Here is a 26,603-nt window from a genome sequence, read left to right as displayed (position 1 = left end):
TGGCGCAGTCCAGCGGAGGGCATTATGGCCGATTTCAATACGCAGATTCAGGAAAGCCAGAAACAGGTGGCCGAAGCACAGGCCAAGATCAGCGCCGTGACCAGCCGGATCGAAGAGGCACGGCAAAATCTGGATCAGGGCGATGCGGCAATCGACATCGAAAATGCCACGCTGGAGGATGTTCACAAGCACACCGACCTGATGAACGCCAATATCGCCGAGCTGATCATGGGGCTGGACGATGTGACCGAGGGCTTTTCCAAGGATTTCGACGAAATGCGGTCGAAAACCGGGATGGAGAGCTTTATCGGCATCTTCAGCAACGCCAAGTCGGAATCGATGCGACAGGAACGGATGCGCACTGCCAGCATCGACGACAAGCTGCAGGACCTGATCGCCAAGTCCGATGTGATCGTCAAACTGCTGCAAGGCCAGCTTGATCTGCTCAATGGCCAAAAGGACAGCGTGGAAACGAACCTGTCGGCAACGCTGGTCGAACGCGAGCAGACCGTTGGCGCGTTGGAGGCTGTGCGGGCCGAGATTGCCGGGATGGACCCCATGATCATTGATCTGGAAAACCGGATCAGCGTCGAACAGGACGCCGCAATGCGCACCAAGCTCGAAACCCAGCTGGCCGAAATAAACACCAAGTTCAACGCGCTGGTGCAGGACGAACAGGTGCAGCTGGCCAAAAGCCAGACGCTGGAGCGCTATATCGAAAAGGGCAAAACCTGGATGGACTCCCTGCAAAATCAGGCGGCCACCCAGCTTGTGCTGATCAACAAACTGCAGACCGACACCAAGCAGCGCGTGGTGCTTTACGATGCACTGACCAGCAGCCTCAAGACCGCGCAGCAACAGGATGTCGCCCACCGGATCAACGAGATTGGCGTGAAAACCGATCAGGAGGCGCAAGCCGCCATGGCGGCCATCGGCTCGGCCACCAATGACCGTATGGCCGGGATGCTGGAGGCGCATGAAGGCCACATGGTGTTTGCCCGCAAGATCCTGGAGCAGAAGGCCAAGGCGGATGAACGTTTTAACCGCCGCTTCGCCGCGATTGTCGAAAAGCACGACAAGAATGCGTACGGGGAATAAGTGGCAAACCAGGTCAAGGACCAGCTGACAAGCGACCATACCGAGCTCTATGACACGCTGGTCGCTCGGCGCTATTTCGCCAAATTCGACCACATCTCCGGCCATCTGGGTCGGGTTTCGGGCGAGCTGGAATCCGAGGGCACCCTGACCCGGACCGAGGCGCGGGTGCTGGGGCGCTACATTACCGCCCTTGCCGCGACCTTCCGGGCGATGTCCTACAAATACCTGATGACCGGCCGCGCCGATGCTGCCCCACGCCTGACCTTTGACCGGCATGAGAGCGGTTTTCCAGTGGCGCAGGAGCTGATGATGATGGCAGTTGATGCGGCTCAGGTGGAAAAGCACCTGTCCGGCAGCGCCTCGGTCGAAGAGCTGAAGGACCGGATGATCCGGCGGATCGTCGGCGATCAGTCCTTGCCGACCGATCTGCAATTCGCGCTGTCGCAGCGGCTGTATTACGAGGCCTTGTCGCAGGGCGGGCTGTTTCTGGCCCGCAATGACCCGGATGCGCAGTGGATCGAAGACCGCAACGGCCGCCGCCAGTATCTGGTGCATTGGGCGGTCTATGACACGCAGGTCAACCTTCCGGTGGTCTACCTGATGGACCTTGAAGACAGCGGCAAGCGCCCGCTTCCCACCGATGACAGCCGCTGGCCACGCGCGCAGCATCACCTGATGGCGCAATCCACCGCCGGGCTGAAACTGCTGACCATCGCGCAGGGGTTCGATACCGATTTCACCACCCTGCACCCCAAGCGGCTGCGCCGCATTCACCTTGGCCCCATGTATTCGCACAGCTTCACCCTGCAATCCGGGCCGATCTCTGACGTGCTGGCCACCGCCCGCGCGCTGGAAGGCCAGGACTGGGCACTGGTCTGGACCATAGAAGACCTGCGCGCCGACCGGGTGGAACAGGTCAAGGAAGGCTGGTTCGGCATGATCGAACGGCAGATCTTTGCGCTCGACCCGTTCGCCGGCAAGGGGGCCGACACCGGCACCACGCGGACAGACCGCATGGTGGTGCTGCCGGAACAGCCCTATCAGGCCTTGGCCGAGCTGAACCCGCCCGGTTTCCGCGACGTGCGCAAATTCGTGGTGGGCACCGGCGGACGCATCATCGCAACACGGTAGGGGGCGGCATGACCACACGCGACACGATGGAATTGAAGGAAGAGGTAATCCGCGCGCAGTATGATGCGGCGCTTGGCCTTCTGACCGGGTTTGACCACGCACCGCGCTTGGGCAAGACGATGGCCCCTGCCCGCATCGATGAGCGTTCCCCCGGGCTTGGCAGCCGCCCTCGCTTTCGCTCCACCACGCCCGGCCTTGTCACCCGCCCCACCGCCCGCCCCGGCGGTGTGCGGCTGGTGGAACGGGTGGAGGCAGGGGCAGATGGCCTTGTCTCACCTGCACAAGCCTCGGTCCTGCATGCCTTGCGCCGCGCCATTGCCATCGCTTTGGCAATGGCGGAGACCTTTGCCGCGCAATCGCCCTTGGGCGAGTTGAAAAAGGCCAATCTGGAGGGCCGCCTGCCCGACCTGCGCCGCGCCGAATTCACTGAACTGCTGGCCGCCGAGGCGCTTCTGGTACTCTACACCTTTGCCAATGCCACCGCCTTTCTGCTGGCCCCGCTTCTGGGCAGCACGACTGTGGAAGTCGGCACGGTGGATGAAATCCTGACCGACAACGCCCCGCTCGCCCTGCAAGGTGTGCTGTGGGAGCTGGATCAGGACATCGCCACTTTTGCCACCGAGGAGCCACGCCTCGCTGCAACCGTCGCCGGTTTCGCCGAGGCGCTGATGGATAAGATTGCCCTGCGCGCTCAGACCGCCCCGCGGCTGGAGGCCTTTACCTGCGCCAGCTGGAAGGTCGAGGCGGATGGCCTGACCATCGCCGGTTTCAAGCCCGCCCGCGCAGCCAAGGGCAGCGCGCTGTCGATGCAGTTCAAGAAACCGCATGAGGTGGTCGGCAACCATATCGCCAAATACCAGTCGCTGCGGCTGGCCAAGATGCTGATGGCCTATGATTTCGACCGCAAGCTGAACCCTTTTGCCGAGTTGGGCGGTTTCATCTTCACCTTCATGGGCGACGGCAAGCCCGGCACCGGCAAGACCACGCTGATCCAGATGATGGCGGGTCTGCTGAACGACTATTGCATCAATGCGGGCTATCCGTTTCGCTATCAGAATTTCAGCATCGATCAGATCGACAGCTATCAGGGCAAATCCGGCCAAAACGCCAAGGCCTTTATCGACTCCGTGCTTGACCCGTCGGTGATCGGCTTTGGCACCATTGACGACATTGATCAGGTCGCAGGCAAACGCGGCGACCGGCAATCAAGCGCGGGGCAGCAAGAGGTGACGGCGGTATTCATGCAGGCCTTTGCCGGGGCAGCCACGGTGGTGCGCGGCAATTGCACCTTCGGCATGTTCTCGAACTATCCTGAAAATGTAGACGACGCCCTGCGCCAACGGGCCGGCGCGCGGTTTCTGGTGGATGGGCCGCAGACCCGCGAGGATTACATCGACATCCTGTCGCTGCTGCTGGGCAAGAACCATGCGATCCCCGTGGGCGACCACGACCTGTTTGCAGCCCAAGAGATCAAACGGGCAGTCGCGGCCAGTTTTGAGGGCCATGCCCGCCCGCAAGAAGATGGGCTGCTGCGTGTCTGGGACAAACTGGCCGCCGAGACGGGCCCCTTGGACACCATCGCCAAAATCGGCCGCTACCTGAAGGCCATTCAGGAGGCGGACGCGCGGTTTACTGGCCGTGCCATCAAGAACATCACAGATGCGGTGAAGGTACGGGCAATGGATTTTGAACTGCCGGATGACTGGATGGAAAGCCCCGACCTGTTTCTGTTCAAACCCTATGACGAAAAGCTGACCATGATCCGCGATCTGATGACGCCGATCACAGTCGACATGGTGATTCAGGAGGTCAACCGCTACGCCGATTCCGAGTTCCGCTATGCCGACAAATCGGATGAGGTGGCGATTGAAGGGATGGTGCGGGACTTCGGGCGGCAGGAAGAGGCGAAGCGGCGGTATTTGGAGGGGAAGGGCTAATGGCACACGAACCGGGGTGGGATTCGAAGGCAATCGCGAGAATCGCCAAAGAGAAGTATGGTGGCACACAACAGATGTTCGAGGCGCATGATTGGCCAGAGCGTGGCTCGAAAATGATGACTTCGCAACAGAGACACGTAACAGAACGCTACGGTTCGGTGCTGGCGTTCGTTGAACATCATGAAGGAAAGGAATGAAACGCCTCATTGCCAAAGGCCTGATGTTCGGCAACCTGATCGAGATCACCTCGCCCGCCCTTATCGACCGTTACAAGCGCGCGATGAAGCATCTGTGCGGGCGAGAGACTGCGCTGACAGATTTCCACATCGACATTTCTGGCTATTCGCCTGAAATCGGGGCCGAACTGGGCGATGATCTTTACCTCAACCCCAACGGGGCCAACCGGCAGTTCATCCTGCTGACCACGGCGCAGAAGCATGCGCCCCTGCTCAATGCCAAATTCTCCACCTCACGCGGGATCATCCGGCAGTTTATTGACACCAACGAAGCGCAGCTGTTTGCCCTGACCGCCCGCGATGCGGTGGCGGGGGAGTTGCAGAATTCAGTCTTTGAAATCTCGACCCCCGCCAAGCTGCTGGAGATCCGGCGCATCATGGTCGAGGCGGACACCATAGGCGGCCACGTCGCCGATGCGGGCAAGCTGGCAAAGCTGATCGACCGCTTCCGCGCCGAGCCGGATGGCTGGCGCGATGATCTGCTGATTGCGGACATGATCACTCTGGCGAGGAAGACCGGCGATGTGACGCGGGTGCCGATCCAGCTGCCACAGATGAGCTTTGAGCAACCCAATTTCTGGACCAGCCATTTCGGCGGAGTTTACGTGTTCCGCGATGTGCCGGTGCCCGCCGTCATCTCTGCCCTGCCCCGCGAAAGCCTGGGGGCGGTGCCGCTTGCGCCGGTCTTCGACCTGTCCCTGCGCAACCAGATTGCGGACTGGCTGGAGAGAAACCAGCTGGCGGAACCCATCGTTCAGGCGCGCGGCATGGATGCGGCAGCTGTGATCCGGCAGAAGATGGATTTCATTCTGGTCGAGGCCGCAGATGCCATGAACCTTGATATCGGCGACGCAAGGCGCACCGAATTGCGCAAGATCGCGCATACGCTTGGCAGCAGCCTGCCGCTTGAGTTTCAGGGCCTGGCCGCGCTTTTGCGCTGGATCGAAGCGGGTGGCACCTGGCCCCGCATCACCAGCGAACATCCTGCCTATTTCTACACCCTGCGGGCCCGGGCGCACAAAGACCGCGATCTGGTCAACATGCTTCTGTCAGACCTTGCGCCGATGGATGTGCGGCAGATGTTCATCGTGCACAAGGAACTGTTCTATGCCAGCTATGCCCGCTGGTCTGACCGCAAGCGCCAGTATGTAGCGGATTTTCTGGAACGCGAATATGTGGTCGACAAGCAAGGCGCGCGTGCAGCGCTTTTCGGCGCAGAGCCCGGCATGGATGACCGCCAGAGGCCAGAGCTGAAACCTGCCCGAAATCTTGGCCCGATCGCAGGACCATGGGGCAAATCCGGGGGGCGGCGATGATCGGATTTCTGCGGCTGATGGTGTTCTGGTCCGTCTTCGCGGCGGTCGCCTACTGGTCTTTGCTGATCTATTCCCGGTCGGTGCGGCGTGAGGCGCTGGAAAAGCAATGGGATGCTGATCCGCCGGATGGATCAACCGATGACATGCGCCGTGATTTCATTGAGCAAGGCATGGCTGCCTACGAAGGCAGCCTGCGGCGGAAACTTTTGTGGGGCGTGATCGTGCTGCCTTTCATTGCCATCGGCACGCTCTTATATCTGGTGAATTACGCGTGAGGCTGTGATGCGATATGTCAAATGGGCCTTCTGGGCCATGATCCTTACGATCTTCGGATCGTTCCTGCACTACACCTTGCCGCAGCATGATGTGGTGCGCATCGTGGGCACCTATCAGGAACGTCAGGATCTGACCGACTGGACCAGCATGTTCTGGTCGCAGCCGGATGACCAGTCCGGCACTCTTGCAAACCGTGATGTGCAGTTCATTCAATCGGTCCGGCCCAATGGCAGGCCGATGGTTTATCGCAACGAAGATACAGGCTGGCGCTGGCCGCCCTATTTTAAGTTCGATACCGCAAGCTTGCAGACTGAAGCCGATGATCTGAAGTCGAATGCCGAAGTGCCGAAATGGGCAGTGATCACGCATTACGGATGGCGCAATGAGCTGATCTCGATCTTTCCGAACGCCGTCGGCATCCGCCCGGTCGAAGGGCCTGATGTGACGATCATTCCGTGGTTCAACATCTTCTTCTTCGTGTTTCTTGGCCTTGTCTTTCTGCTGCTCTGGCGGATGTGGGCGCAGTTCCGCGAACGGGCGATCGACCCGGTTCTGACCGACGCCGGTGAGGTGTGGGACTCGGTTGACGCGCGCGCCGATGCTGCGCGTGACCGGGCCAAGGGGTTCTTTGGCCGGATAAATGCCTGGCTGGCAACCTGGCGCAGATAAGCCGCATGGGTGCCGCAGAAATTGAAACCGCCACGCAGCAGGACTGCGCGGCGGTTTTTTCATTCGTCCGACATCGAACCCGGATCAGCCCCGCAATGTACCGCCGGTGGCCTTGGTCACCTTGTCGATCACCCGTGCCGAAACCGCCTCGATTTCTGCATCGGTCAGGGTCTTGTCCGTTGGCTGCAAACGCACGGTCAGCGCGATGGATTTCTTGCCCGCCCCCATCTGCGCCTCGGCCTTGTCGCCGGTGAACTGGTCAAAAATCCGCACGGATGCGATCAGGGCCTTGTCCGCCCCCAGTGCCGCATTCACTGCCGTCAGCCCCTCAACCCGGCTGTCCACAACAAAGGCAAAATCGCGGTCCACCGCTTGCAGGTCACTGATGGCCAGCGCCGGACGGGTCGGGGTTTTCACCTTGGGATAGGGGATGTTGGCGACCAGAACGGTGAAGGCGACCGCAGCCCCCTTGATGCCCATTTCGGACAGCACCTTGGGGTGAACCTCGCCAAATGTCGCCATGACGTTGGGGCCAAGGCCAATCACACCCGACCGGCCTGGATGCCACCAGTCTGCCACTTTGCGGGTGATCTGAACCCGGACGGGAGCGCCGAGGGCGGCCAGTACCGCCTCGGCATCGGCCTTGGCGTCGAACACATCCACCGGGCGGCGGCTGCCATAGGGATCACGCGGAACAGAATGGCCGATCAACAGGCCGGTGGCTTGCAGATGCTGCTCCCCCGGTTCGCCACCGGAAAACACCGGACCGATTTCCGCCAGCGACAGATCCATGAAACCACGCGCCTGATTGCGGGCTGCGGCACGCAGCAGGCCGGGCAGCAGGTCGGGGCGCAGATGGCTCATTTCGGAAGAGATCGGGTTCTCGACCCGCACCGCATCCCCGCCGCCACCGAACAGCTTTGCCGCCGCCTCGTCGATAAAGCTGTAGGTCACGCATTCATTGTACCCCAGCGCCGCAATCGTGCGCCGTGCAATGCGCTCGCGCTGTTGCAGCGGCGTCAGGATCGGTCGCGGCACCCCCGCCACGACGCGCGGCAAGGGCCTACCAACCAGCTTGGTAAGCGAGGCCACGCGGGCGACCTCTTCGATCAGGTCCGCCTCTCCCAGCACATCGGGCCGCCAGCTTGGCGGGGCTGCCATGTCGCCCTTGAGCGTAAAGCCAAGCGCCTCTAGCGTGACCCTCTGCTCGGCTTCGGGGATATTCATCCCGACAAGCGAGATTACCCGCGCCGGGTTCAGCCGATAGGCGCGCGTCGTGTCAACTGGCGCGCCATCCTGAGCCAGATGGCTCGGGGTGCCGCCGCACAGGTCGAGCACCATCTGCGTCGCCAGATCCAGCCCCGGCAGGGTGAATGCTGGATCAACCCCGCGTTCGAACCGATACCGTGCATCCGAATTGATTTTCAGTGCCCGCCCCGTGGCGGCAATCGTGATCGGATCCCACCAGGCGGATTCAAGGAATACATCGGTGGTTTCCGGGGTGCAGCCAGACACCTCGCCGCCCATGATCCCGGCCAGAGACTCCACGCCGACATCATCGGAAATCGCCATCATGCCTGCACGTAGCGTGTAGGTCTTGCCATCAAGGGCGAGCATCTCTTCACCGCCGTCCGCCGGATGAATGCGCAGAGCTCCCTTGACCTTCGCCGCATCAAAAACGTGCAGGGGGCGGTTCAGGCCGAAGGTGAAGTAGTTGGTGATGTCCACCAGCGCCGAAATCGGCCGCAAGCCAATCGTCTTCAGCCGCTGCTGCAACCATGCTGGCGAAGGGCCGTTGCTTACCCCCCGGATCAGGCGGCCGGCAAAATGCGGGCAACCCTTCGCCCTCAGCGCCGGGTCGATCTGTACCACGACCGGGCAGTCGAACTGCCCGTCAATCTGCGGAATGGTAAGGGGCTTCAGCGTGCCAAGCCCCCGCGCAGCAAGATCGCGCGCTATGCCACGCACCCCCAGTGCATCGGGGCGGTTCGGCGTGACCTTGACGTGAATCATCGGGTCCACTGCCTCAGGGCGGTTCGCAGCGAGCCAGTCAATGAAGCGCTGCCCCACCTCACCCGACGGCAATTCAATGATGCCGTTGTGTTCGTCCGACAGCTCCAACTCGCGCTCGGACGCCATCATGCCATGCGACTCGACGCCCCGGATCTTGCCCACGCCCAGCGTGGTGTCGATGCCCGGCACATAATCACCCGGTTTGCACAATACCACCGTGATCCCGGCACGGGCATTGGGGGCACCGCAGACGATCTGCTTTTCGCCCTCATCTGTCAGCACCCGGCAGACCCGCAGACGGTCCGCATCGGGGTGCTGTTCAGCCGCCAGCACCTTTGCAATGGTAAAGGTCGCAAGCTTGGCGGCGGGGTTGACCACCTCCTCCACTTCCAGCCCAAGGTCGGTCAGGGCATAGAGAATGTCATCAAGCGACGCCTGGGTGTCCAGATGGTCCTTGAGCCAGGAGAGGGTGAATTTCATCGCAATATCCCTTGGATTTCCTGCGCCCGGGCTTAACGCAAAGCAATCACAAGGGGAAGCCGGGCGGAGTGGGTTTCCGGTTCAGAAACGCGTTGTCCCGCCAGATCAGGGCAGTTCGCCACATTCTTGCTAAGACTGCACGATAGACCTTGATCATGATGGATCCCATGCTCAACAAACCCAAGTCTCACAGATCCAGATCCCCCTGGGCCCTGATCCTGATGATCGGGTTCACCGCGCTGTGCTTCATCCTTGCCTCGCAGGAGTCGCAGACGATGACCGAGGTTCTGGTGCAGCCCCGTTAGGGCTGCTCAGCGGGAAAGGCCACCGGCCAGATCTGGCATGTCCAGCGCCGCAAAGCCGTAATGGCGCAGCCAGCGCAGGTCGGATTCGAAAAACGCCCGCAGGTCGGGAATGCCGTATTTCAGCATGGCAATCCGGTCGATCCCCATGCCAAAGGCAAATCCCTGCCATTCATCGGGGTTCACCCCTGCCGCCTGAAGAACCTTGGGGTGCATCATGCCCGACCCGAGGATCTCCATCCACTTGTCGCCTTCGCCGATCCGCAGCTGGCCGCCGACGTTGGAATAGCGGATATCAACCTCGGCTGAAGGTTCGGTGAAGGGGAAATGCGACGCGCGGAACCGCAGTTCCACCTTGTCGACCTCAAAGAACGCGCGGCAGAATTCTTCCAGCGTCCATTTCAGGTTGGCCATGCTGATGTCGCGGTCGATGGCGATGCCCTCGACCTGATGAAACATCGGGGTATGGGTCTGGTCCATGTCCATCCGGTAGACCCGGCCGGGCGCGATCACCCGCAGCGGCACACCCTGATCCATCATCGCGCGGATCTGGACCGGGCTGGTGTGGGTCCGCAGGACGTGGGGCGGGCGGTTGTCGCCGTCCGCCCGGTGCATGAAGAAGGTGTCATGCTCCTGCCGCGCCGGGTGTTCGGGGGGGATGTTCAGCGCGTCGAAATTGTACCAGTCGCTTTCCACCTGCGGACCTTCGGCCACGGCAAAGCCCATGTCGGCAAAAATTGCGGTCAGCTCTTCCATCACCTGGCTGACCGGGTGGATGGTACCGCGCGGGCGGGGGCGGCCGGGCAGGGTCACGTCCAGCCATTCGGACTGCAGCCGTTCATTCAGGGCGGCGTCGGACAGGCCTGCCTTGCGGGCGCGCAGGGCGGCGTCGATTTCGTCGCGCAGGCTGTTCATCGCGGCCCCGGCGGCCTTGCGTTCTTCGGGGTCCATCTTGCCGAGGGTCGCCATCAGGGCCGAAATCTCGCCCTTCTTGCCAAGGGCGGCCAGCCGCACCTCTTCCAGCCCGGCCTCGGAGGCCGCACCGGCCACGGCCTGAATATACTTGCCCCGGAGGTTGGTCAGGTCCATGTCACGCCCCTTTGGAATATGCGGTTTCGGGTTAGCGGCACCCGGCCAAGTATGCAAGGGGCAGGCGGGGTGCCACCTGTGTTACAAGCGGGTGGAGTAAAGAATGCCAAGAACTTAGAGTCTGATGGACCCTGCCGGCGCATGAGCATCGGCGACGTAACTCCCTATCTAATCCGGCTCACGCTTCCCCCCAAACGCAAAACGCCCACCCCTCTCGGGGCGGGCGCTTCACGAACCGAACGCGGCTCCGCTCAGCGGCGCAGGCCGAGGCGGGCGATCAGGGTGGTGTAGCGGGCCTCTTCCTTGCCTTTCAGATAGTCCAGCAGCTTGCGGCGCTGGGCGACCATCATCAAAAGACCACGACGCGAGTGGTTGTCTTTCTTGTGGCTCTTGAAATGCTCGGTCAGGGTTGCGATGCGCGACGACAGGATGGCCACCTGAACTTCCGGCGAGCCGGTGTCGTTCTCTTTTGTGGCGTATTCCTTGATCAGGCGGGCTTTTTCTTCGACGGTGATCGACATCGGAAATCTCCTTGTGCAGAAGGGTGGTGGTGCAGGCCGGGATGTCGTCCAGCAAGACCAATATGCCCCCCCAAATCCGGGGGATGCGCGCCTATAGGGGATATCGCGCGCGAAGGAAAGCCCCACTGTAGGGCGGGCCGAGCGCGCGTTAACGACGGGTTAAGATTCCGGGTCCATGTTCTGGGCGCAGCGGCAGAGCTGTGCTAGGCTTGCAGGCATGGTTTTCCAGTGCAATCCGTGGGTTGCGGGCGGCATGGTTAACGGGTTCGGGCGCGGTAAGGGGTACGGGTGATGTTGGCACTTCTGGCCATTTTGGGCGCGCTTGGGGCGGGGATCATGGCAGAAAGCCTGACCCGGGAGGCTGACGCGCCCGACGAGGCCGAGGATTTGCCGGAGGAGGAGGACGAGGGCGGGTCGATCCTTGACGCGGATCTCGGCCCTGAGTTTAGCGTAGGCGCGCCGTTGGGCTTTGTCGATGACGGGATGCCGGTGTCGGATGATATCGCCGAGCCGGAACCGGTGCCGCTGGATCTGGCAGGTGGCGCGGGCGACGACATCCTGAGCGGCGGGGCGGCGGGGGACCGGCTGTCGGGCGGTGATGGCGATGATCAGCTGACCGGGCGCGGCGGCGATGACCAACTGTGGGGCGGCGCGGGGCGCGACTGGCTGGAGGGCGGCGCGGGCGACGACAGCCTCTACGGTCAGGGCGGCGATGATGTGCTCAATGGCGGGGCGGGCGATGATCTGCTGGTGGGCGGCCGGGGCGCGGATCAGCTGGCCGGAGGTGAAGGGGATGACCGGTTGTTTGGCGGCGGCGGGGCGGACACGCTGCTGGGCGGCGAAGGGCAGGATACGCTTGACGGCGGCATGGGTCGCGATTGGCTGGCCGGGGGGGCGGGCGATGACCTGCTGATCGGCGGGGCCGGGCGCGACACGCTGGATGGCGGTGCCGGGGACGACACGCTGTGGGGCGGATCCGAAGGCGTCAGCGACGCGGCGCGAGATTGGCTGAACGGTGGCGCGGGCAATGATCTGCTCGGGCTTGGGCCCGGCGATATCGGCACGGGCGGCGCGGGGGCGGATGTGTTTCAGCTGCAGGATTTCGGGCCGGGCCTGCCGGTGGCCGAGATTACGGACTACACCCCGACGGAGGATCAGCTGGTGCTGATTTATGATGCCAGCCTGCACTCTGCCCCGGTGTTGAGCGCTGAACCGGTGGAAGGGTCCGAGGATGTGACGCTGATGCTGGATGGCGTGGCCGTGGCATTGATCCGCAACGCGCCGGACCTCGATCTGTCGCAGATCACGTTGCGCCCCAGTTAAGCCCAAAGCCGGGGCTGTTCCGCATAGCCGATATACAACGGATGCTTCGGTTGACCCGCAGCGGTCAACCCCAGATGCCACAGCGGCTGCCCGGTGCCACGTAAGAGCTGCGCCACCGCATCCCCTCGCCCCAGATAGACCCCATGCCCGCCCCAGGCGCAAACCACCCGTTCGGCCTGCCAGTCCAGCACCGACGACAGGATCGCCGCATCATTGCCCGGCCCCACCGGATCGGGTGCTGCGCGCATGACCCGCGGATCGGTCGCACGGAAGGCAAAGATGTTCACCACCCGGAAACCGCCAAACCCCAGTGCCCGCGCTCTGCGTTCGCAACGCTCCACCGTTGGGTCATTCTGCACTTCAGTGGCGGTGGATGGGTTAAGCATGACAAACAAGGCACGCGCCCCGGCCCTGTCCCAAACCCGCGTCAGCAGATAGCGATAGCGCTCGCAAGGCGAATACACCGCCACCGACGCTGCATCGCCCTTCTGGTGTGCCCGCTCGACCTGTCCATCACATTGCATTTGCAGCTTTCCCAAATACTCCCACCGGAGGCACGCGACATAAGCCACCCACGCCCGCCCCGGCAAACCGCTCCGTGGCAACGCCGCCGGGCGGGGCTCGATGCCCTGCGCGGCGGCATGCGGTTTACAGGTTAAACACCCGGCTGGGGTGCAGTTCGCCCGCCTTGTAGACACCCACCGCGACGGCGCGGCCCTGATGGCTCGCCCAGGCCTCGTCGCCCCAATCCACGTTTGAGGCCAGCACCATGCCCGGATTGCCGTTGCGCAGGCGCGCAGCGCCCTCGGGCGTGGCGGGCAATTCGGGCAGGTCGGTCAGGCCCAGTTCCAGTGGGCGCAGCAGGCTGTCAATCTCGTCCGTGCGAGCCAGTCGTTCGATGTCTGCCATGGTAGCCGCCCCTTCAGCGTCAAACGGGCCGGACCAGACCCGGCGCAGCGTGGCAACATGGCCGAGGCAGCCCAGCGCCTGCCCCAGATCACGCGCGACGGACCGCACATAACCGCCCTTGCCGCAGATCATTTCCAGATCGACATGATCCGCATCGGGGCGCGCCAGCACGGCCAGCTTTTCCACCCACAAAGGGCGGGCCACCAGATCCATCTCGATCCCTTCACGCGCCAGATCATAGGCGCGTTCACCATCGACCTTCACCGCCGACACCTGCGGCGGCACCTGCATGATATCGCCGCGAAACGGGGCCAGTGCGGCCTCGATATCCGCATCGCTTGGCCGGGTGGCGCGGGTTTCCAGCACGGTGCCAGAGGCATCGTCGCTGCTGGTAGATGCCCCGAACACCACGCGGAAGTGATAGCATTTCAGCCCGTCGGTGACGTATGGTACTGTCTTTGTCGCCTCACCCAGCGCGATGGCCAGAACGCCGGTGGCATCGGGGTCCAGCGTGCCGGCATGACCGGCCTTTTGCGCCTGAAACGCCCATTTCACCTTGTTGACCACCGTGGTCGATCCCACGCCTGCCGGTTTGTCGATGATGACCCAGCCCGAAATGGCCCGACCCTTTTTCACACGACCCATGGCTCAGTTCCTGTTGATGACGGTGCCGACCATCGGCCCCATGGCAAAGCCAAAGTCGTTGCGGCGGAGGGCCGGCGCATAAAGCCGCGAAATCTTGCCATCAAAATACAGCGCATCGGGCAGGCCCAGCGCGTCGCGGAAGAATCGGGCAAAGCGGTGAAAATTGACCTGATCGTTTGAGATGACAAAGACCGCGCGCGCACCATCGGCGCTGACCCCCACACCGTTGCGGATATAGGTACTGTCGCTGTCAGGGATCAGGCGCGGGTGCAACTGGCCGCCCAACACCAGCATCGGTCCGGATTGCGTTGCAAAACGGCAGGCGGGCGGGTTGGCGGCAAAGGCACGGCTTTCCACCACCCGGAACCGGTCACCAATGCAGAACACGCCATTGGGCAGCAGGCCAAAGTTCCCCGGCCCTTCGGCGGTGACGATGGCCGATTGCTCCGTCCCCTGTTCGATGAACAGACCCACCGGCGCACGATCAGGGTGATACATGCCCGCGTTCATGGCAAAGCCCAGCGTCTTGCCCTCGGCCGCGAGGGCCGTGTTGACCGCAGAAAAGCTGCCCAGCGGGCCGGAGGGGCCTGCGTGGAACAGGCGCAGGTCTTCGCCGGTGCCCACCTCGCACATCGTGAACGAGCTGCCTTCAAAGCGGACCGTATCGCAGGAGGTGGCACCTGCCACCTGCGGCAACAGGAGCGCAAACATGGCGGCAAGGCGCAGCATCGGCTCAGGCGTCCCGGTCGCGGGGCGCGCCGCCCTCTGGGTCCGCGTCGTCGTCCTCGTCCGGGGCCGACAGGTCTTTGACCACCTTCGGGTCAGAGAACAGGCGGCGGGTTTCGTCCAGCCGGTCAAAGGTCTCGTCCGGGCGGAATCGCAGGTCGGGCGCGTATTTCAGCGTCAACTGCGACGCGACGCGATGGCGCAGTTCGGCCTTGTTGCGGGCCAGTGCCGCAATCGCATCCTCGACCGGCACCGACCCCATCAGCGGCATCACGTAGACCGTGGCCACCTTCAGATCGGTGGAGCAGGACACCTCGCCTACCGTGATCGACATGCGGTTCAGGTCGGGATCATGGATCTCGGCACGGTTGAGCACATCGGCCAGTGTTCGGCGGATGAGTTCGCCGACGCGCAGCTGGCGTTGATTGGGGCCATCGCCCTGGGAATTGCGTTTGTTCGACATGGGGGGCATGTAAGCTGTTTTTGCCCGCCCCGCAACGGCGGGCTTTTGCCGCGCGCGCCTTCGCGCTACACCACGCGCGCGGAGCAGGCGGCCAAAAAGGAAATGACCATGCAGAATGTGCCGGGGTTGGTGGTGACAGGGGCGTCGGGCCGGATGGGCCAGATGCTGATCCGCACGATTGCGGCATCGGACAAGGCGCGGCTGGTCGGCTGTCTGGAACGGTCGGGGCACCCTTGGGTCGGGCGCGATGTGGGGGAATGCATGGGCGGGGCTGCGCTGGGTGTTCTGGTGACCGATGACCCGCTGGAGGCGTTTGTGCAGGCGCAAGGCGTGATCGACTTTACCGCGCCTGCCGCAACGGTGGAATTTGCCGCCCTCGCCGCGCAGGCGCGGGCGGTGCATGTGATTGGTACGACCGGGTTGGACCCTGTGCAGATCGCGGCCATTGAAGCGGCAGCGCGTCATGCGGTGATCGTGCGAGCCGGCAACATGAGCCTTGGCGTCAATCTGCTGGTGCGGTTGACACAAAAGGTGGCGCAGGCGCTGGATGCCGACTGGGATGTCGAGGTGGTGGAGGCGCATCACCGGATGAAGGTGGATGCGCCCTCGGGCACCGCGCTGATGCTGGGTCAGGCCGCGGCGAACGGGCGCGGGGTTACGCTGGACTCTGCCATGGTGTCGGGCCGCGACGGAATTACAGGCGCGCGAGAGCGTGGGACGATCGGGTTTTCGGCGATTCGCGGCGGCGATGTGGTGGGTGAGCATGACGTGATCTTTGCCGCCGAGGGTGAGCGGATCGTGCTGCGCCATCTGGCCACCGACCGTGCGATCTTTGCCCGGGGCGCGTTGCGCGCGGCGTTGTGGGGGCAGGACCAGAAGCCCGGTCACTATGATATGATGGATGTGCTGGGGATATAATTCATCGGTTGTGAACCAAAGCCTGCAAACCTGCGTATACAAAGTGTTCTGAAAGCTGGGGGCAAGAATGCGGGCGTTTCTGTTTGCGGTTCTGATGTCGATCCTGCCCGGTCTGGCGCATGCCAATGACTTTGCGCCGGTGCGTGACAAGGATGAATTCCTGTCACTGGTCAAGGACAAGGATCTGCGGATCGGGCTGTACAACCTGACCCTGAAGGTCACGCCGGATGGCAGGATCAACGGTAGAGCCCTTGGCTGGGCCATCAGTGGCAACTGGCGCTGGGAAGACGGGTACTTCTGCCGAGACATGGACTGGAGCGGCTATGCAATTCCGTTCAACTGCCAGCTGGTCGAAGCGCGGGATGGCCGTGATCTGCGGTTTACGGTCGACCGGGGCACGGGCAATTCGGCGTCATTCCGGTTGCGCTGAAGCGTAGCGCTTCCGTTCAGAAATCTATGGCCAGGCCCTTTTTCTCCCAGTCGCCAAAGCGAACGGGCTCGGGGCCCTTTCGGCCACCAAGCTCGGTCGGCAGCACCAAGGCTTCGGTCTGCCTCCGACGCTCTGCCGCTTCGGCAAGGGCGCGTTGCGCGGCTGGGGGAAGTTCGGGCGTGGCGGCGGTATCGGTCATGGCGGCTTTCCTGTCTGTGCTTCTTGATATACGGCGTTTGGCCAGCGAGACAAGAAGCAGGGACGTCGCAGGATGAAAGCCGGATCAGACAGCGTGACCGCACGCAGTGCCGCCGTGGGTGTGCTGAATGCAGTTCTGGGCGACGGGCAGATGCTGTCACAGGTGATATTGCCCGATGGGCTGTCGGGGCCGGACCGGGCGCGGGCGGAACGACTGGCGGTGCAGGTGTTGCGGCAGCTGGACCGGATTGACCGGGTGCTGCGGCCGCTGTTGCGCAAGGCTCCGCCCTTGGCGGTGCTGAACATCCTGCGGCTGGCGGTGTGGGAACGGGCGGACGGTGCCGCAGCACACGGCGTGGTGAACGAGGCGGTTGCGCTGGCGCGGCGTGGCAAACGGACCACGCATTTGTCGGGTCTGGTGAACGCGGTGCTGCGGGCCCTGCCCGAGCCGGTCGATCTTGCCGCCCTGCCCGCACCGCAGATGCCACGCTGGATCCGGCAGCCGCTGGTCCATGCGTATGGGCGTGACGCGGTGGTCGCCATTGAGGCGGTGCAGGCGCAGGTGCCCCCCGTGGATGTCACACCCAAGGCGGGGGCTGTGGCTTTGCCCGAAGGGGAGGTTCTGCCGTCGGGCAGCATCCGGCTGGCAAGCCCGGGGCAGATCACGCAACTGCCGGGCTATGACAGCGGTGACTGGTGGGTGCAGGACGCTGCCGCCGCCATGGCGGTGCGGTTGATGGGCGTGCAAAAAGGCGAGGCTGTGCTGGATGTCTGCGCAGCGCCGGGCGGCAAGACCTTGCAGCTGGCGGATGCCGGGGCGCGGGTGACAGCGCTGGATATCTCGGCCCCGCGCATGGCGCGGGTGGCAGAGAACCTGTCGCGCACCGGGCTGACCGCCGATCTGGTGGTGGCCGATGCACTGCACTGGGAGGCCGAGGCGCAGTTTGACGCGATCTTGCTGGATGCGCCCTGTTCAGCGACCGGAACGCTGCGGCGGCACCCGGACCTGCCGTTCATCAAGGACGGATCAGAGGTTGCGGGGCTGGTCGCCTTGCAGGCCGCCCTGCTGGACCGGGCGCTTGGCTGGCTGAAACCCAGCGGGCGGCTGGTCTATTGCACCTGTTCGCTGCTGGCAGCGGAAGGCGAGGATCAGCTGGCGGCGGCGCTGCTGCGCCATCCGGGGCTGGCGGTGGTGCCGCCTGCCCTGCCGTGGCTGCCACCTGAGTGGGTGACAGCGCAGGGCGGGGTGCGGTTGCGGCCAGACTATTGGGGCGGGATGGACGGGTTTTTCATTGCGACTCTGATCACAGCCTGAACGGGTACTACTTGCGGGCAAAGATCCGGTAATAGGCCCAGTCGGGCAGAAACTGCGACAGGCGGAACAGCCAGGAAAACATCAGCGGAAAGCTTTTCTTGAACGCGTCGCTGTTCATATGCTCGAACATCTCGCGCGCGGCCTGTTCCGGTTCCATCAGAAACGGCATCGAGAAATCGTTCTTGTCGGTCAGGCGGGTGCGGATGAAACCGGGGTTGGCGACCTGCACATCGATGCCACTGTCACGCAGATCGGCGTAAAGGCATTCCGCCAGCGACATGACCCCGGCCTTGGACGCGGTATAACCGATAGACCCGGGCAGGCCGCGAAAACCCGAGAGCGAGCCGGTGATCACCACATGCCCGCTGCCACGCGCAACCATGGCGGGTAGCACCGCGCCGATCACCCGGGCGCAGCCGGTAAAGTTGACGTCGCACATCGCCTCGACCTCTTCGGCCTTCCACTCCTGCGCCTTTGTGGGCCAGTAGACGCCTGCAAGGTAGACCACGCCATCCACCGCACCGATATGGTCGGCCGCGGACTGTACCGAGGCGCGGTCAGACACATCACAGGCGAAAGCGCTTCCCTTGCCGGCAAGGGTGGCAACGGCTGCATCCAGCCGGTCCTGTGATCGGGCGGACAGGATGACCTCGGCCCCGGCCCGGGAGAGCATTTGTGCAAGGGCCAGACCCAGCCCTTCGGAGGCACCCACAAGCCAGTAGCGTTTTCCTGTCCAGTCTCTCATCTTGTCAGTCTCCTTCATCCGGCCTGCGCGTGTCTTGGTCAACGGGGGCGGTTGGTGATGGTTCCGATTGTGTTCAGACAGACCGGACCTTGCGTTGCAGGTTCGGCAAGTGTCGCGCCCCGGTCAAGCCCTATGCGGTGGACTCCCCGGTTTCGGTGCGGGCCAGCAGGGTGATCGCCAGCAGTTTGAGCGCGCAGGGCAAGGCGGCATAGAGCAGCGAAAGGGCAAAGAGCGCGTCTTCGGTATTGTCGGCACCGGGGGTGAAGCCTGCAGCCTGCAGCGCAGGCAGCAGGGTGGCGGCGGCAAGGGCGAGCGAGAGTTTGGACATGAAGGACCACAGGCCGAAGGCAGCGCCTTCACCCTTGCCAAGAGCCGAGAGGCGGCGGGCAAAGAGGGCGGGCAGCAGGGTGAGGTCGGCACCCAGAGCCGCGCCGGAGGCGGCGCAGATCAGGGCAAAGGGGATCATGTCGCCTTCACGCAATGCAGCCGCCCAGAGAAAGGCGGCGATCGCCAGCACCATGGCGGCAAGCAGGCTGCGTTTCGCGCCGAACCGGGCGGCGGCGCGGCTCCACAACGGGGCAGAGGCCGCGGCGGAGAGGAAGAACAACAGCAAAAGCGGGCCTTCAAGGCCCGGAGCGTTGAGGCGGCTTTCGACGAAGAACAGGAACAGGGTCGAGGTAACGGCGACAGGGGCGGCGTTCAGAAGGGCGATGAACAGCAGGCGGCGGGCCAAAGCGTCGGCAAGAATGGGGCGGAACAGCGACAGGTCGGCGGTTGGTCTGTCAACGGGTCGGGCGGATATACTGCCCCATTCGCGGCGCATGGCAAGCGTGGCGAGCAGGGCCAGCACGGCGAACCCCATGGCAAAGCCTGTGAACGGCTGCGCGGTCAGGCTGCCAAGCGCCACAGGAGCAACGGCGGCGGCGGAGACGCCGAGCAGCGAGCCGGTCTCGCGCCAACCAGCCAGCCGAAAATGACCCTTGGGGCCAAGCTGGGCCGCCTTTTCCACGCCTTGGGCGTAGAACACGATGGTCAGAAAGGAAAACCCGCTGAACAGCAGGATCAGCGTCAGCGCGAACCATGCCAGCGGAGCAATGGGAGGCGTAACGGCAAAGAGGCCGATCATGGCCACGGCCATGACCATGGCGGCGACCCAGACCAGCGTGGCACGGCGTTTGCGCCCGACCTCGGCCAGCCAGCCCAGCAAGGGATCTTGCACCACGTCGATCAGCCGCAGGGCGGCGAGGGTAAGCCCGAGTGCGGTCAGGCTGGTGCCGTAGCTGTCGACGTAGAACTTTGGGGCATGAATGTAGATCGGCAGGCCCGCAGCGGCGATCATCGCCGCGAACAGCGACCATGGCCAGAGCGGCGCGGGCGTCATCTGGTGACGTCTTCGGCAGGGGGTTTGGGGTGGCTGCGGAATTTTGCGCCTTTAAGCGCAAGTTTCAGCGCCTGCCAGTGGATGAGCGCCATCACCCGGCGCGAGCCGAAGGGCCGGCGCAAACAGGCGCGCACAATGGCCGCATTGGTCAACGGCACGCGGCGGCCGGTCAGGTTGGTGAACAGCCCGCCGTCGGGGGTGGTGTAGTCGATCCAGATGCCTATCCGCTCAGCCGTGATGTCGAAGCGGAAATCATAGCCGCCCTCAACCGGCTGAAAGGGCGAAACGTAGAAGATCTTGCGCGCGGATAATGTATCTTCGCGGGTGATCGGGCCGTGGTTGTCGTGGTGAGCCAGATAGGAATGGCGGTCACCATAGGTGTTCGACACTTCCGCAATCACCGTGCGCAGATCACCCGTGTCATCGTAACAGAGCCAGAACGACACCGGGTTGAACACATGGCCAAGCACGCGCGGCTGTGCCATCAGGAGGATGCGGGCGGGGGCGGGCAGGCTGTGCGCCGCCAGCACTTCGCGCACCCAAGCGGCCCCCCTGCCCTGCCCCGGCGGGCCACCGTGGTCAGTATCCCACAGCGCCGTCAGGTTGCGGCGGTTGCGGCCAAAGAGCGCCGGGCCGCGTACCGGTGCCTCTGCATCCAGCGCGACGTAATCCACCGTGTAGCGAAAACTGTTGCGGACCGCCCCCTTGCGGCCATGGAAGGTTTCACCATGGATCAGGTCAACGCTCATGCCGCCACGCCAGAGGCGCTGCGGTGGCGCATCGCCTCGACCACATCCACCGCGCTGGCGATGCCGTCTTCGTGAAAGCCGTTTTTCATCCAGGCACCGCAGAACCAGGTGTTGGCGGTTCCGTTCATCAGGCGGATCGCCCCCTGCGCAGACAGGGCCGCCGCATCATAGACCGGATGGCGGAAAATCGTGCTGTCATAGATTAGCTCATCCCGGATAACGCGGTTGCTGTTGAGCGTGACAAAATGTGGGTCGTCTTGCGGAATCGGCTGCAGGCTGTTCATCCAATAGGTCAGGTCAATCCGTTCCCCTGGGCCGCCCTTTGGTTCGACATAGGCCCAGCTGGACCAGGTTTTGCGACGCTTTGGCATCAGGCTTTCGTCGCAATGCAGCACCGCCTCATTCGGCTGATATCGGATTGCGCCCAGCGTCGCCCGCTCTGCCAGCGTCGCGTCGGACAGCAGTGACAGTGTGTCGTCGGAATGGGTGGCGAAGATCACATCGTCAAACGCTTCCCACTCCGCACCCGTCGCGCGGACATGGACCATTCCATCCTGCCGCCGCACCCCGGCGATGCCCGCGCCAAGGCGCAGATCGACGCCCTGCCGCGCCAGAGTGGCCTGCAGGCGCTGCACATATTGCACCGAGCCGCCCTGAACGGTGAACCACTGGTGCTGGCCTTCGGTGTGCAGCAGGCGATGATTGTCGAAAAAGCGGATCATCGCTTCGGCAGGAAAATCGAGGATGTCCTTGGTGGGAGTGGACCAGATCGCACCGGAAAACGGCGTGATGTAATAGTCGCGGAAGTAATCGCCCGTGCCAAGGGCCGTGAGCAGATCTCGGATCACCATACCGGGTTTGGCCACCGCGACCGCGTGTTTGTTGAAGCGCAGGATATCACGGATCATGCCCAGAAACTTCGGGTTCAGCAGGTTCCGTCGTTGCGCAAACAGAGTATCGAGGTTGGCCAGCGCGTATTCGATGCGGCCGCCGTCGATGCTGGCTCCAAAGCTCATCTGGCTTTTGGCAACCGGCACCTCCAGCTTTTCGAACAGCGCCACCAGATGCGGATAGTTCACAGTGTTGAACACAATAAAACCGGTATCCACCGGCTGATCGCCGCGCTTTCCGGCCATCACGGTGCGGGCATGCCCCCCCAGACGCGGTGCCGCCTCAAACAAGACAACCTGATTGCTATCGCCCAGCATGTGGGCGACCGACATGCCGGAGATACCGCCCCCGATCACGGCAATGCGGCGGGGAGCAGAGGCGATGGTCTCGAACGGCATGGATCGGCTTTCACTGTACTTTATACAAGTATACGTACAGAACTGCCGACGGATCACCAGCCCGCATTTCAGCACCGCACACGGTTAAAAGTGGCTGTGCGAAAGACAAATGTCCGAAATGTGATCCGGGCACGCCTGTGCTGCGTAGACTATTCATGATGTTCGATGCCGTGAGAGCCGAGAAAACGGATGCACCTGTCAGGCCACAGCTCTATGCTGCGGGCCACAGCAGGGCTATGCGGCGAAAAGGAAATTTACGCTTGGCAGCGGATGTCGAACAGACAGATTGGTCGGCCCTGGTATTCCGAGTGCGCGATGATCAGGACAAAGCGGCATTTGCCGCCTTGTTTCGGCACTTTGCGCCACGGGTAAAGGCGTTCTTGATGAAGTCTGGGGCCAGTGAGGCCCTGGCCGAGGAATGTGCGCAGGATGTCATGGCAACGCTGTGGCAAAAGGCGCGTTTGTTTGATGCCGAGCGGGCATCGGTGGCCACCTGGGTGTTCACAATCGCCCGCAACCGCCGGATTGACGCGCTGCGCAAATCGCGCCGCCCCGAACCGGAAGATCTGCCCTGGGGGCCAGAGCCTGAACCTGATCAGGCCGAGGTGTACGAGGCACAGCAAGAGACCGAACGGCTGGGTGTGGCACTTGCCCAGCTGCCGCTGAAACAGCGGGTCCTGATCGAACGGGCCTATTTCGGCGATCTGTCGCACAGCGAGATTGCCGCAGAAACCGGGTTGCCGCTTGGCACCATAAAGTCGCGGATACGATTGGCGCTGGACCGGCTGCGCCAGCAGATGGATGTGAAGGCAACGGAAAAATGACGATCAAGCACCACCTGTCGGATGAATTGCTGATGGCTTATGCGGCGGCAGAATTGCCCGAAGCGTTCAATCTGGTGATCGCAGCACATCTGTCGATGTGTGATGAATGCCGGGCGCGGTCGATGGCCTTTGACGCCCTTGGCGGCGCCGTGATCGAGGACAGCACCTGCGAGATGTCAGCGGGCAGTCTGGAAGCCTGCATGGCGCGGATCAACGGCCTGTCACAGGCACCAGCCACTGGCATGCGGCGCGGCGACCGTGTGCTGCCGGCGCCGGTGCTGGATTATGTCGGCGGCGGGCTGGAGGCGGTGAAGTGGCGCGCGCTTGGCATGGGGGTGCGTCAGTCGATTTTGCGGATCGGCGACAAGGGGGCATCTGCGCGTCTGCTGTACATTCCGGCGGGGGCAGCGATGCCCGACCATGGCCACCGCGGCCTGGAGTTGACGCTGGTGCTGCAGGGCGCGTTCCGGGATGAGGCGGACCGGTTTGGCCGTGGCGACATCGAGGTTGCCGACGCCTCGGTCGAGCATACGCCTGTCGCCGAAGCCGGTGAGGCCTGCATCTGTCTGGCGGCAACGCAAGGGTCTCTGAAGTTCAACGCCCTGTTGCCGCGATTGGCACAGCCGTTCTTCCGGATCTGATTACTCTGCTGCGCTGGGGGCGATGACCGGCGTGGGCGGGGTGTTGGCGATTTCCTCGAAGTCGAAATTGTCCAGACGGCGGGCGCGTTTGGTGGCTTTGTCAGAGCTGATCTTGATGTCCTCGATATCCTTGGCGGCCTGGGTAAAATGCCGGTCAAGATTTTCGACACGCGTGCCCAGCCGGTCGACATCGGCATAGAGCAGCGCCAGTTCTTTGCGGATTGCGCCTGCCTGTTCGCGCATGCGGGCATCTTTCAGCACGGCGCGCATCGTGTTCAGCGTTGCCATGCAGGTGGTGGGCGACACGATCCAGACCTTGACCGCAAAGCCTTCGCGCACGATTTCTGGGAAGTTGGAATGCAACTCGGCATAAACAGCTTCGGACGGCAGGAACATCAGCGCCCCATCGGCGGTCTCGCCTTCAATGATGTATTTCTCGGCGATCGCCTTGATGTGCTGGCGCACCGCGCCGCGCATCAGGGTCGCGGCCTCTTGTGCCTGACGCGGGTTTTCGGCGCGGCGGATCGCCTCATACGCCTCCAGAGGGAATTTGGCGTCGATGACGATGGGGCCGGGCGGGTTGGGCAGGTGGACCAGGCAATCAGCGCGACGGTTATTCGATAGCGTCGCCTGCATGGTATAGGCGTCTTTCGGCAACGCTTTTTGCACGATGTCATGCAGCTGGATCTCGCCGAAAGCACCGCGGGTCTGCTTGTTAGACAGGATGTCCTGCAGGCTGAGAACATTGCCGGACAGTTTCTCGATATTGGCCTGCGCCTTGTCGATGGTTTCCAGCCGCTGCTGCAATTCTCCCAAGGACCGCGCGGTGCGTGTAGAGGTGCCGTGCAAACTTTCGCCCATCTGGCGTGACACCTCGGCCAGACGTTGTTCCATCACCTGCAGCATGGCGGTCTGGGATACCGCCTGCGCTTCGGACACATGGTGCAAGCCGCCCGCCAGACGTTCCTGCCCATCGCCCAGCTGCTGCACGCGTTGGGAAAGCCAGCCCATTTCGCGCATCAAAGGTGCTGCCATGGTGGCCGACCGTCCAGCCGCGCGCAGGATAAGCACAAGGAAGATCAACAGGATCAGCGCCGCACCGCCAAGGAGCAGCACCTCGGGGTCGGTGATCGCGAAACTCTGGCCAAAAAGGGTGATCATCTGCGTCCGAACAACCGTTCAATATCGTGGAGTTTCAGCTCGACATAGGTCGGGCGGCCATGGTTGCACTGGCCGGAATGCGGCGTCGCCTCCATCTCGCGCAAAAGCGCGTTCATCTCTTCGGCTCGCATCTGGCGGCCGGAGCGGACAGAGCCGTGGCAGGCCATGCGCGACAGAACTGCATCGATCTTTGCGCGGACATTGGCGCTGTGGCCGGTGTCGGCCAACTCGTCCAGCACATCGCGGATCAGGGCAGCGGCGTTGATGGTGCCAAGGATGGCCGGGGTTTCGCGCACGGCGATGGCACTGCCGCCGAAGGGCTCAACGGTCAGGCCGATTTCGGCGAGCGTGGGCGCGACGTCGAGGATGCGGGCGGCGTCGGTGGGGGAAAGTTCCACAATCTCGGGGATCAGAAGCGCCTGTGCGGTGATGCCGGTGTCAGCCATCTGACGCTTGAGGCGTTCGTAGACAAGCCGTTCGTGGGCGGCGTGCTGGTCGACGATGACGATGCCGGTATCGGTCTGGGCAATGATGTAGTTTTCATGCACCTGAGCGCGGGCAGCCCCGAGCGGATGGCTGGTTTCGCCTGCGTCGCCGGGCGCGTCAAGGCGGGCGGTCGGCGCTTCGGCGAAGCCTTCGGGCGCGGGGGCCTGAAAGGTGAAAGCGCGGGCAAAGGTGGCCTGTGACGGGCGATCCATCTGATAGACGCGCGGTCCGGGGCGCATCACGGCGAGCGTTTCACCGGCGACGGTGGTCGATGCGCGGTGGCCTGCCCCGGATAATGCCGTGCGCAGGCCGGTGATGATCAGGCTGCGCGCGGCATCGGGTTCGCGGAACCGCACCTCGGCCTTGGCGGGGTGCACGTTGACATCGACCCGTTCGGAATCGCAGGCTAGGTTGAGCACCGCGGCCGGGTGGCGGTCGCGCGACAGAAAGTCGAAATAGGCCACCCGCAGCGCGCCCAAGAGCAGCTTGTCGAGCACCGGGCGGCCATTGACGAAAACGAACTGCTGCGCGCCCGATCCGCGCGAATAGGTGGGCAGGGCGGCATAGCCGGTCAGGTGCATCCCATCGCGCGGAATGTCGATGCGCAGGGCATTGCTGGTGAAATCGGCCCCAAGGATGCCCGTAAGCCGACCGTGAAGCGCGTCAAAGAAATCGCCCGACTGCGGGTCGGCGCGGAAAATCACGCGCGCCTCGCCGTTCGTGGTTTCGGTCAGAGTAAAGCCGATATGCGGTTCGGCCATGGCCAGACGGCGAATTACCTCGGCAATCGCCTGCGCCTCGGCCCGGTCGGTGCGAAGGAATTTCAGCCGCGCCGGGGTGGCATAGAACAGATCGCGCAGTTCCACCACAGTGCCCCGGGAAAGAGCGGCGGGGCGTACATCGCCGATGCGGCCACCGGCCACCGTAATCTGCGCCGCGTCATGACCCTGCGCGCGCGAGATCAGCACTAACCTCCCGACAGAGCCAAGCGAGGCCAGCGCCTCGCCCCGGAAGCCGAAGCTGTGGATGTTCAGAAGATCAGTGCCGTCGATCTTTGACGTGGCATGCCGCGCGATGGCAAGCGGCAGATCGGCGCCCGTCATGCCGCAGCCATCATCCGTCACCCGGATCAGGGTCTTGCCGCCATCGGCAAATTCCACTGCGATGCGGGTGGCCCCGGCGTCGATCGCGTTTTCCACCAGTTCCTTGACGGCCGAGGCGGGGCGTTCCACCACCTCCCCAGCCGCGATGCGGTTGATCGCGGCCTCATCCAGCGGCCGAATGACCGGGCGGTCTGTGGATATGTTGGGGGTGGCCATGTTCATACCCCCA

General features: G+C 63.4%; 28 protein-coding genes. 14 read left to right on the top strand and 14 right to left on the bottom strand.

What is annotated here, in order from left to right; genetic code table 11:
- The first annotated feature begins 24 nt into the window (after window positions 1–24).
- Genes EEB11_RS03035 through EEB11_RS03005 form a run of 7 tightly spaced genes read left to right on the top strand, consistent with a single transcriptional unit; the run spans window position 25 to window position 6,663 of the window.
- Window positions 25–1,098 carry a hypothetical protein gene (locus EEB11_RS03035; RefSeq protein ID WP_135428951.1) on the top strand — a complete coding sequence of 358 codons (1,074 nt, stop codon included), beginning with the start codon at window positions 25–27 and terminating at the stop codon, window positions 1,096–1,098.
- On the top strand, window positions 1,099–2,229 hold the full coding sequence (locus EEB11_RS03030) for a hypothetical protein (protein ID WP_245298752.1): 1,131 nt from the start codon (window positions 1,099–1,101) through the stop codon (window positions 2,227–2,229).
- Between the two features lie 8 nt (window positions 2,230–2,237).
- Window positions 2,238–4,166 (top strand): ATP-binding protein, encoded by a 1,929-nt coding sequence (locus EEB11_RS03025; RefSeq protein WP_135428950.1) that lies wholly within the window; start codon window positions 2,238–2,240, stop codon window positions 4,164–4,166.
- Window positions 4,166–4,363: a hypothetical protein gene (locus tag EEB11_RS03020; protein ID WP_135428949.1), complete on the top strand. Its 198-nt coding sequence runs from the start codon at window positions 4,166–4,168 to the stop codon at window positions 4,361–4,363. Before EEB11_RS03025 ends, EEB11_RS03020 begins: the two co-directional genes overlap by 1 nt.
- Window positions 4,360–5,718, top strand: coding sequence for a DUF6638 family protein (locus EEB11_RS03015; protein WP_135428948.1), 1,359 nt, complete (start codon window positions 4,360–4,362; stop codon window positions 5,716–5,718). Before EEB11_RS03020 ends, EEB11_RS03015 begins: the two co-directional genes overlap by 4 nt.
- Entirely contained in the window at window positions 5,715–5,993 is a 279-nt protein-coding gene (locus tag EEB11_RS03010) for a hypothetical protein (protein WP_135428947.1), read from the top strand. The genes EEB11_RS03015 and EEB11_RS03010 overlap by 4 nt, the downstream gene beginning before the upstream one ends.
- 7 nt (window positions 5,994–6,000) lie before the next feature.
- Entirely contained in the window at window positions 6,001–6,663 is a 663-nt protein-coding gene (locus EEB11_RS03005; RefSeq protein WP_135428946.1) for a DUF1523 family protein, read from the top strand.
- Window positions 6,664–6,747: 84 nt separating this feature from the next.
- On the opposite strand, the gene pheT is transcribed toward EEB11_RS03005, so the two are convergent.
- Complete coding sequence (gene pheT / locus EEB11_RS03000; RefSeq protein WP_135428945.1) at window positions 6,748–9,156, bottom strand: phenylalanine--tRNA ligase subunit beta; 2,409 nt, start codon at window positions 9,154–9,156, stop codon at window positions 6,748–6,750.
- A gap of 155 nt (window positions 9,157–9,311) precedes the next feature.
- Between pheT and EEB11_RS19475 the strand changes: the two genes are divergently transcribed.
- The gene (locus EEB11_RS19475; RefSeq protein WP_167852645.1) at window positions 9,312–9,461 is read left to right on the top strand and encodes a hypothetical protein; all 150 of its coding nucleotides are present in this window, start codon (window positions 9,312–9,314) and stop codon (window positions 9,459–9,461) included.
- Between the two features lie 6 nt (window positions 9,462–9,467).
- On the opposite strand, the gene pheS is transcribed toward EEB11_RS19475, so the two are convergent.
- Together pheS and rpsO are read right to left on the bottom strand one after the other, a co-directional pair.
- Window positions 9,468–10,547: a phenylalanine--tRNA ligase subunit alpha gene (gene pheS / locus EEB11_RS02995; RefSeq protein ID WP_135428944.1), complete on the bottom strand. Its 1,080-nt coding sequence runs from the start codon at window positions 10,545–10,547 to the stop codon at window positions 9,468–9,470.
- A 251-nt stretch (window positions 10,548–10,798) separates the two neighbouring features.
- Window positions 10,799–11,068 carry a 30S ribosomal protein S15 gene (gene rpsO, locus EEB11_RS02990; RefSeq protein WP_135428943.1) on the bottom strand — a complete coding sequence of 90 codons (270 nt, stop codon included), beginning with the start codon at window positions 11,066–11,068 and terminating at the stop codon, window positions 10,799–10,801.
- 291 nt (window positions 11,069–11,359) lie between these two features.
- On the opposite strand from rpsO, the gene EEB11_RS02985 reads away from it, so the two are divergent.
- Window positions 11,360–12,391, top strand: coding sequence for a calcium-binding protein (locus tag EEB11_RS02985; RefSeq protein WP_135428942.1), 1,032 nt, complete (start codon window positions 11,360–11,362; stop codon window positions 12,389–12,391).
- Here EEB11_RS02985 and EEB11_RS02980 read toward each other — a convergent pair.
- From EEB11_RS02980 to rbfA, 4 genes are all read right to left on the bottom strand, one after another.
- The gene (locus tag EEB11_RS02980) at window positions 12,388–12,915 is read right to left on the bottom strand and encodes a DUF1643 domain-containing protein (protein ID WP_135428941.1); all 528 of its coding nucleotides are present in this window, start codon (window positions 12,913–12,915) and stop codon (window positions 12,388–12,390) included. The genes EEB11_RS02985 and EEB11_RS02980 overlap by 4 nt on opposite strands.
- A 124-nt stretch (window positions 12,916–13,039) precedes the next feature.
- On the bottom strand, window positions 13,040–13,945 hold the full coding sequence (truB, locus tag EEB11_RS02975; protein ID WP_135428940.1) for a tRNA pseudouridine(55) synthase TruB: 906 nt from the start codon (window positions 13,943–13,945) through the stop codon (window positions 13,040–13,042).
- A gap of 3 nt (window positions 13,946–13,948) precedes the next feature.
- On the bottom strand, window positions 13,949–14,674 hold the full coding sequence (locus EEB11_RS02970) for a phosphodiester glycosidase family protein (RefSeq protein ID WP_135428939.1): 726 nt from the start codon (window positions 14,672–14,674) through the stop codon (window positions 13,949–13,951).
- Window positions 14,675–14,678: 4 nt separating this feature from the next.
- Window positions 14,679–15,143 (bottom strand): 30S ribosome-binding factor RbfA, encoded by a 465-nt coding sequence (gene rbfA, locus EEB11_RS02965; RefSeq protein ID WP_135428938.1) that lies wholly within the window; start codon window positions 15,141–15,143, stop codon window positions 14,679–14,681.
- A 99-nt stretch (window positions 15,144–15,242) separates the two neighbouring features.
- Between rbfA and dapB the strand changes: the two genes are divergently transcribed.
- Window positions 15,243–16,052, top strand: coding sequence for a 4-hydroxy-tetrahydrodipicolinate reductase (gene dapB / locus EEB11_RS02960; RefSeq protein ID WP_135428937.1), 810 nt, complete (start codon window positions 15,243–15,245; stop codon window positions 16,050–16,052).
- 67 nt (window positions 16,053–16,119) lie between these two features.
- Window positions 16,120–16,482 carry a dihydrodipicolinate reductase gene (locus tag EEB11_RS02955; RefSeq protein ID WP_135428936.1) on the top strand — a complete coding sequence of 121 codons (363 nt, stop codon included), beginning with the start codon at window positions 16,120–16,122 and terminating at the stop codon, window positions 16,480–16,482.
- Between the two features lie 16 nt (window positions 16,483–16,498).
- Here EEB11_RS02955 and EEB11_RS02950 read toward each other — a convergent pair whose 3' ends face one another.
- On the bottom strand, window positions 16,499–16,681 hold the full coding sequence (locus tag EEB11_RS02950; protein WP_135428935.1) for a DUF1674 domain-containing protein: 183 nt from the start codon (window positions 16,679–16,681) through the stop codon (window positions 16,499–16,501).
- Window positions 16,682–16,753: 72 nt separating this feature from the next.
- On the opposite strand from EEB11_RS02950, the gene EEB11_RS02945 reads away from it, so the two are divergent.
- Entirely contained in the window at window positions 16,754–17,995 is a 1,242-nt protein-coding gene (locus EEB11_RS02945) for an RsmB/NOP family class I SAM-dependent RNA methyltransferase (RefSeq protein WP_135428934.1), read from the top strand.
- 7 nt (window positions 17,996–18,002) lie between these two features.
- On the opposite strand, the gene EEB11_RS02940 is transcribed toward EEB11_RS02945, so the two are convergent.
- The 4 genes from EEB11_RS02940 to EEB11_RS02925 form a co-directional block, all read right to left on the bottom strand.
- The gene (locus tag EEB11_RS02940) at window positions 18,003–18,740 is read right to left on the bottom strand and encodes an SDR family NAD(P)-dependent oxidoreductase (RefSeq protein WP_135428933.1); all 738 of its coding nucleotides are present in this window, start codon (window positions 18,738–18,740) and stop codon (window positions 18,003–18,005) included.
- Between the two features lie 130 nt (window positions 18,741–18,870).
- The gene (locus EEB11_RS02935) at window positions 18,871–20,121 is read right to left on the bottom strand and encodes an MFS transporter (protein ID WP_135428932.1); all 1,251 of its coding nucleotides are present in this window, start codon (window positions 20,119–20,121) and stop codon (window positions 18,871–18,873) included.
- A complete protein-coding gene (locus EEB11_RS02930; protein ID WP_135428931.1) occupies window positions 20,118–20,870 on the bottom strand; it encodes a DUF1365 domain-containing protein in 753 nt (250 codons plus the stop codon). The genes EEB11_RS02935 and EEB11_RS02930 overlap by 4 nt, the downstream gene beginning before the upstream one ends.
- On the bottom strand, window positions 20,867–22,159 hold the full coding sequence (locus EEB11_RS02925; RefSeq protein WP_135428930.1) for an NAD(P)/FAD-dependent oxidoreductase: 1,293 nt from the start codon (window positions 22,157–22,159) through the stop codon (window positions 20,867–20,869). The genes EEB11_RS02930 and EEB11_RS02925 overlap by 4 nt, the downstream gene beginning before the upstream one ends.
- A gap of 236 nt (window positions 22,160–22,395) precedes the next feature.
- Between EEB11_RS02925 and EEB11_RS02920 the strand changes: the two genes are divergently transcribed.
- A complete protein-coding gene (locus EEB11_RS02920) occupies window positions 22,396–22,983 on the top strand; it encodes a sigma-70 family RNA polymerase sigma factor (RefSeq protein ID WP_135428929.1) in 588 nt (195 codons plus the stop codon).
- A complete protein-coding gene (locus tag EEB11_RS02915; RefSeq protein ID WP_135428928.1) occupies window positions 22,980–23,624 on the top strand; it encodes a ChrR family anti-sigma-E factor in 645 nt (214 codons plus the stop codon). Before EEB11_RS02920 ends, EEB11_RS02915 begins: the two co-directional genes overlap by 4 nt.
- On the opposite strand, the gene EEB11_RS02910 is transcribed toward EEB11_RS02915, so the two are convergent.
- On the bottom strand, window positions 23,625–24,785 hold the full coding sequence (locus EEB11_RS02910; protein WP_135428927.1) for a DNA recombination protein RmuC: 1,161 nt from the start codon (window positions 24,783–24,785) through the stop codon (window positions 23,625–23,627).
- On the bottom strand, window positions 24,782–26,596 hold the full coding sequence (mutL, locus tag EEB11_RS02905) for a DNA mismatch repair endonuclease MutL (protein ID WP_135428926.1): 1,815 nt from the start codon (window positions 26,594–26,596) through the stop codon (window positions 24,782–24,784). The genes EEB11_RS02910 and mutL overlap by 4 nt, the downstream gene beginning before the upstream one ends.
- Window positions 26,597–26,603: the final 7 nt, after the last annotated feature.

Source organism: Pseudotabrizicola sediminis, from assembly GCF_004745575.1.
Lineage (GTDB): Bacteria > Pseudomonadota > Alphaproteobacteria > Rhodobacterales > Rhodobacteraceae > Pseudotabrizicola > Pseudotabrizicola sediminis.
Note: the sequence above shows the minus strand (reverse complement) of the source record. Positions and strands in the feature narration are given on the sequence as shown.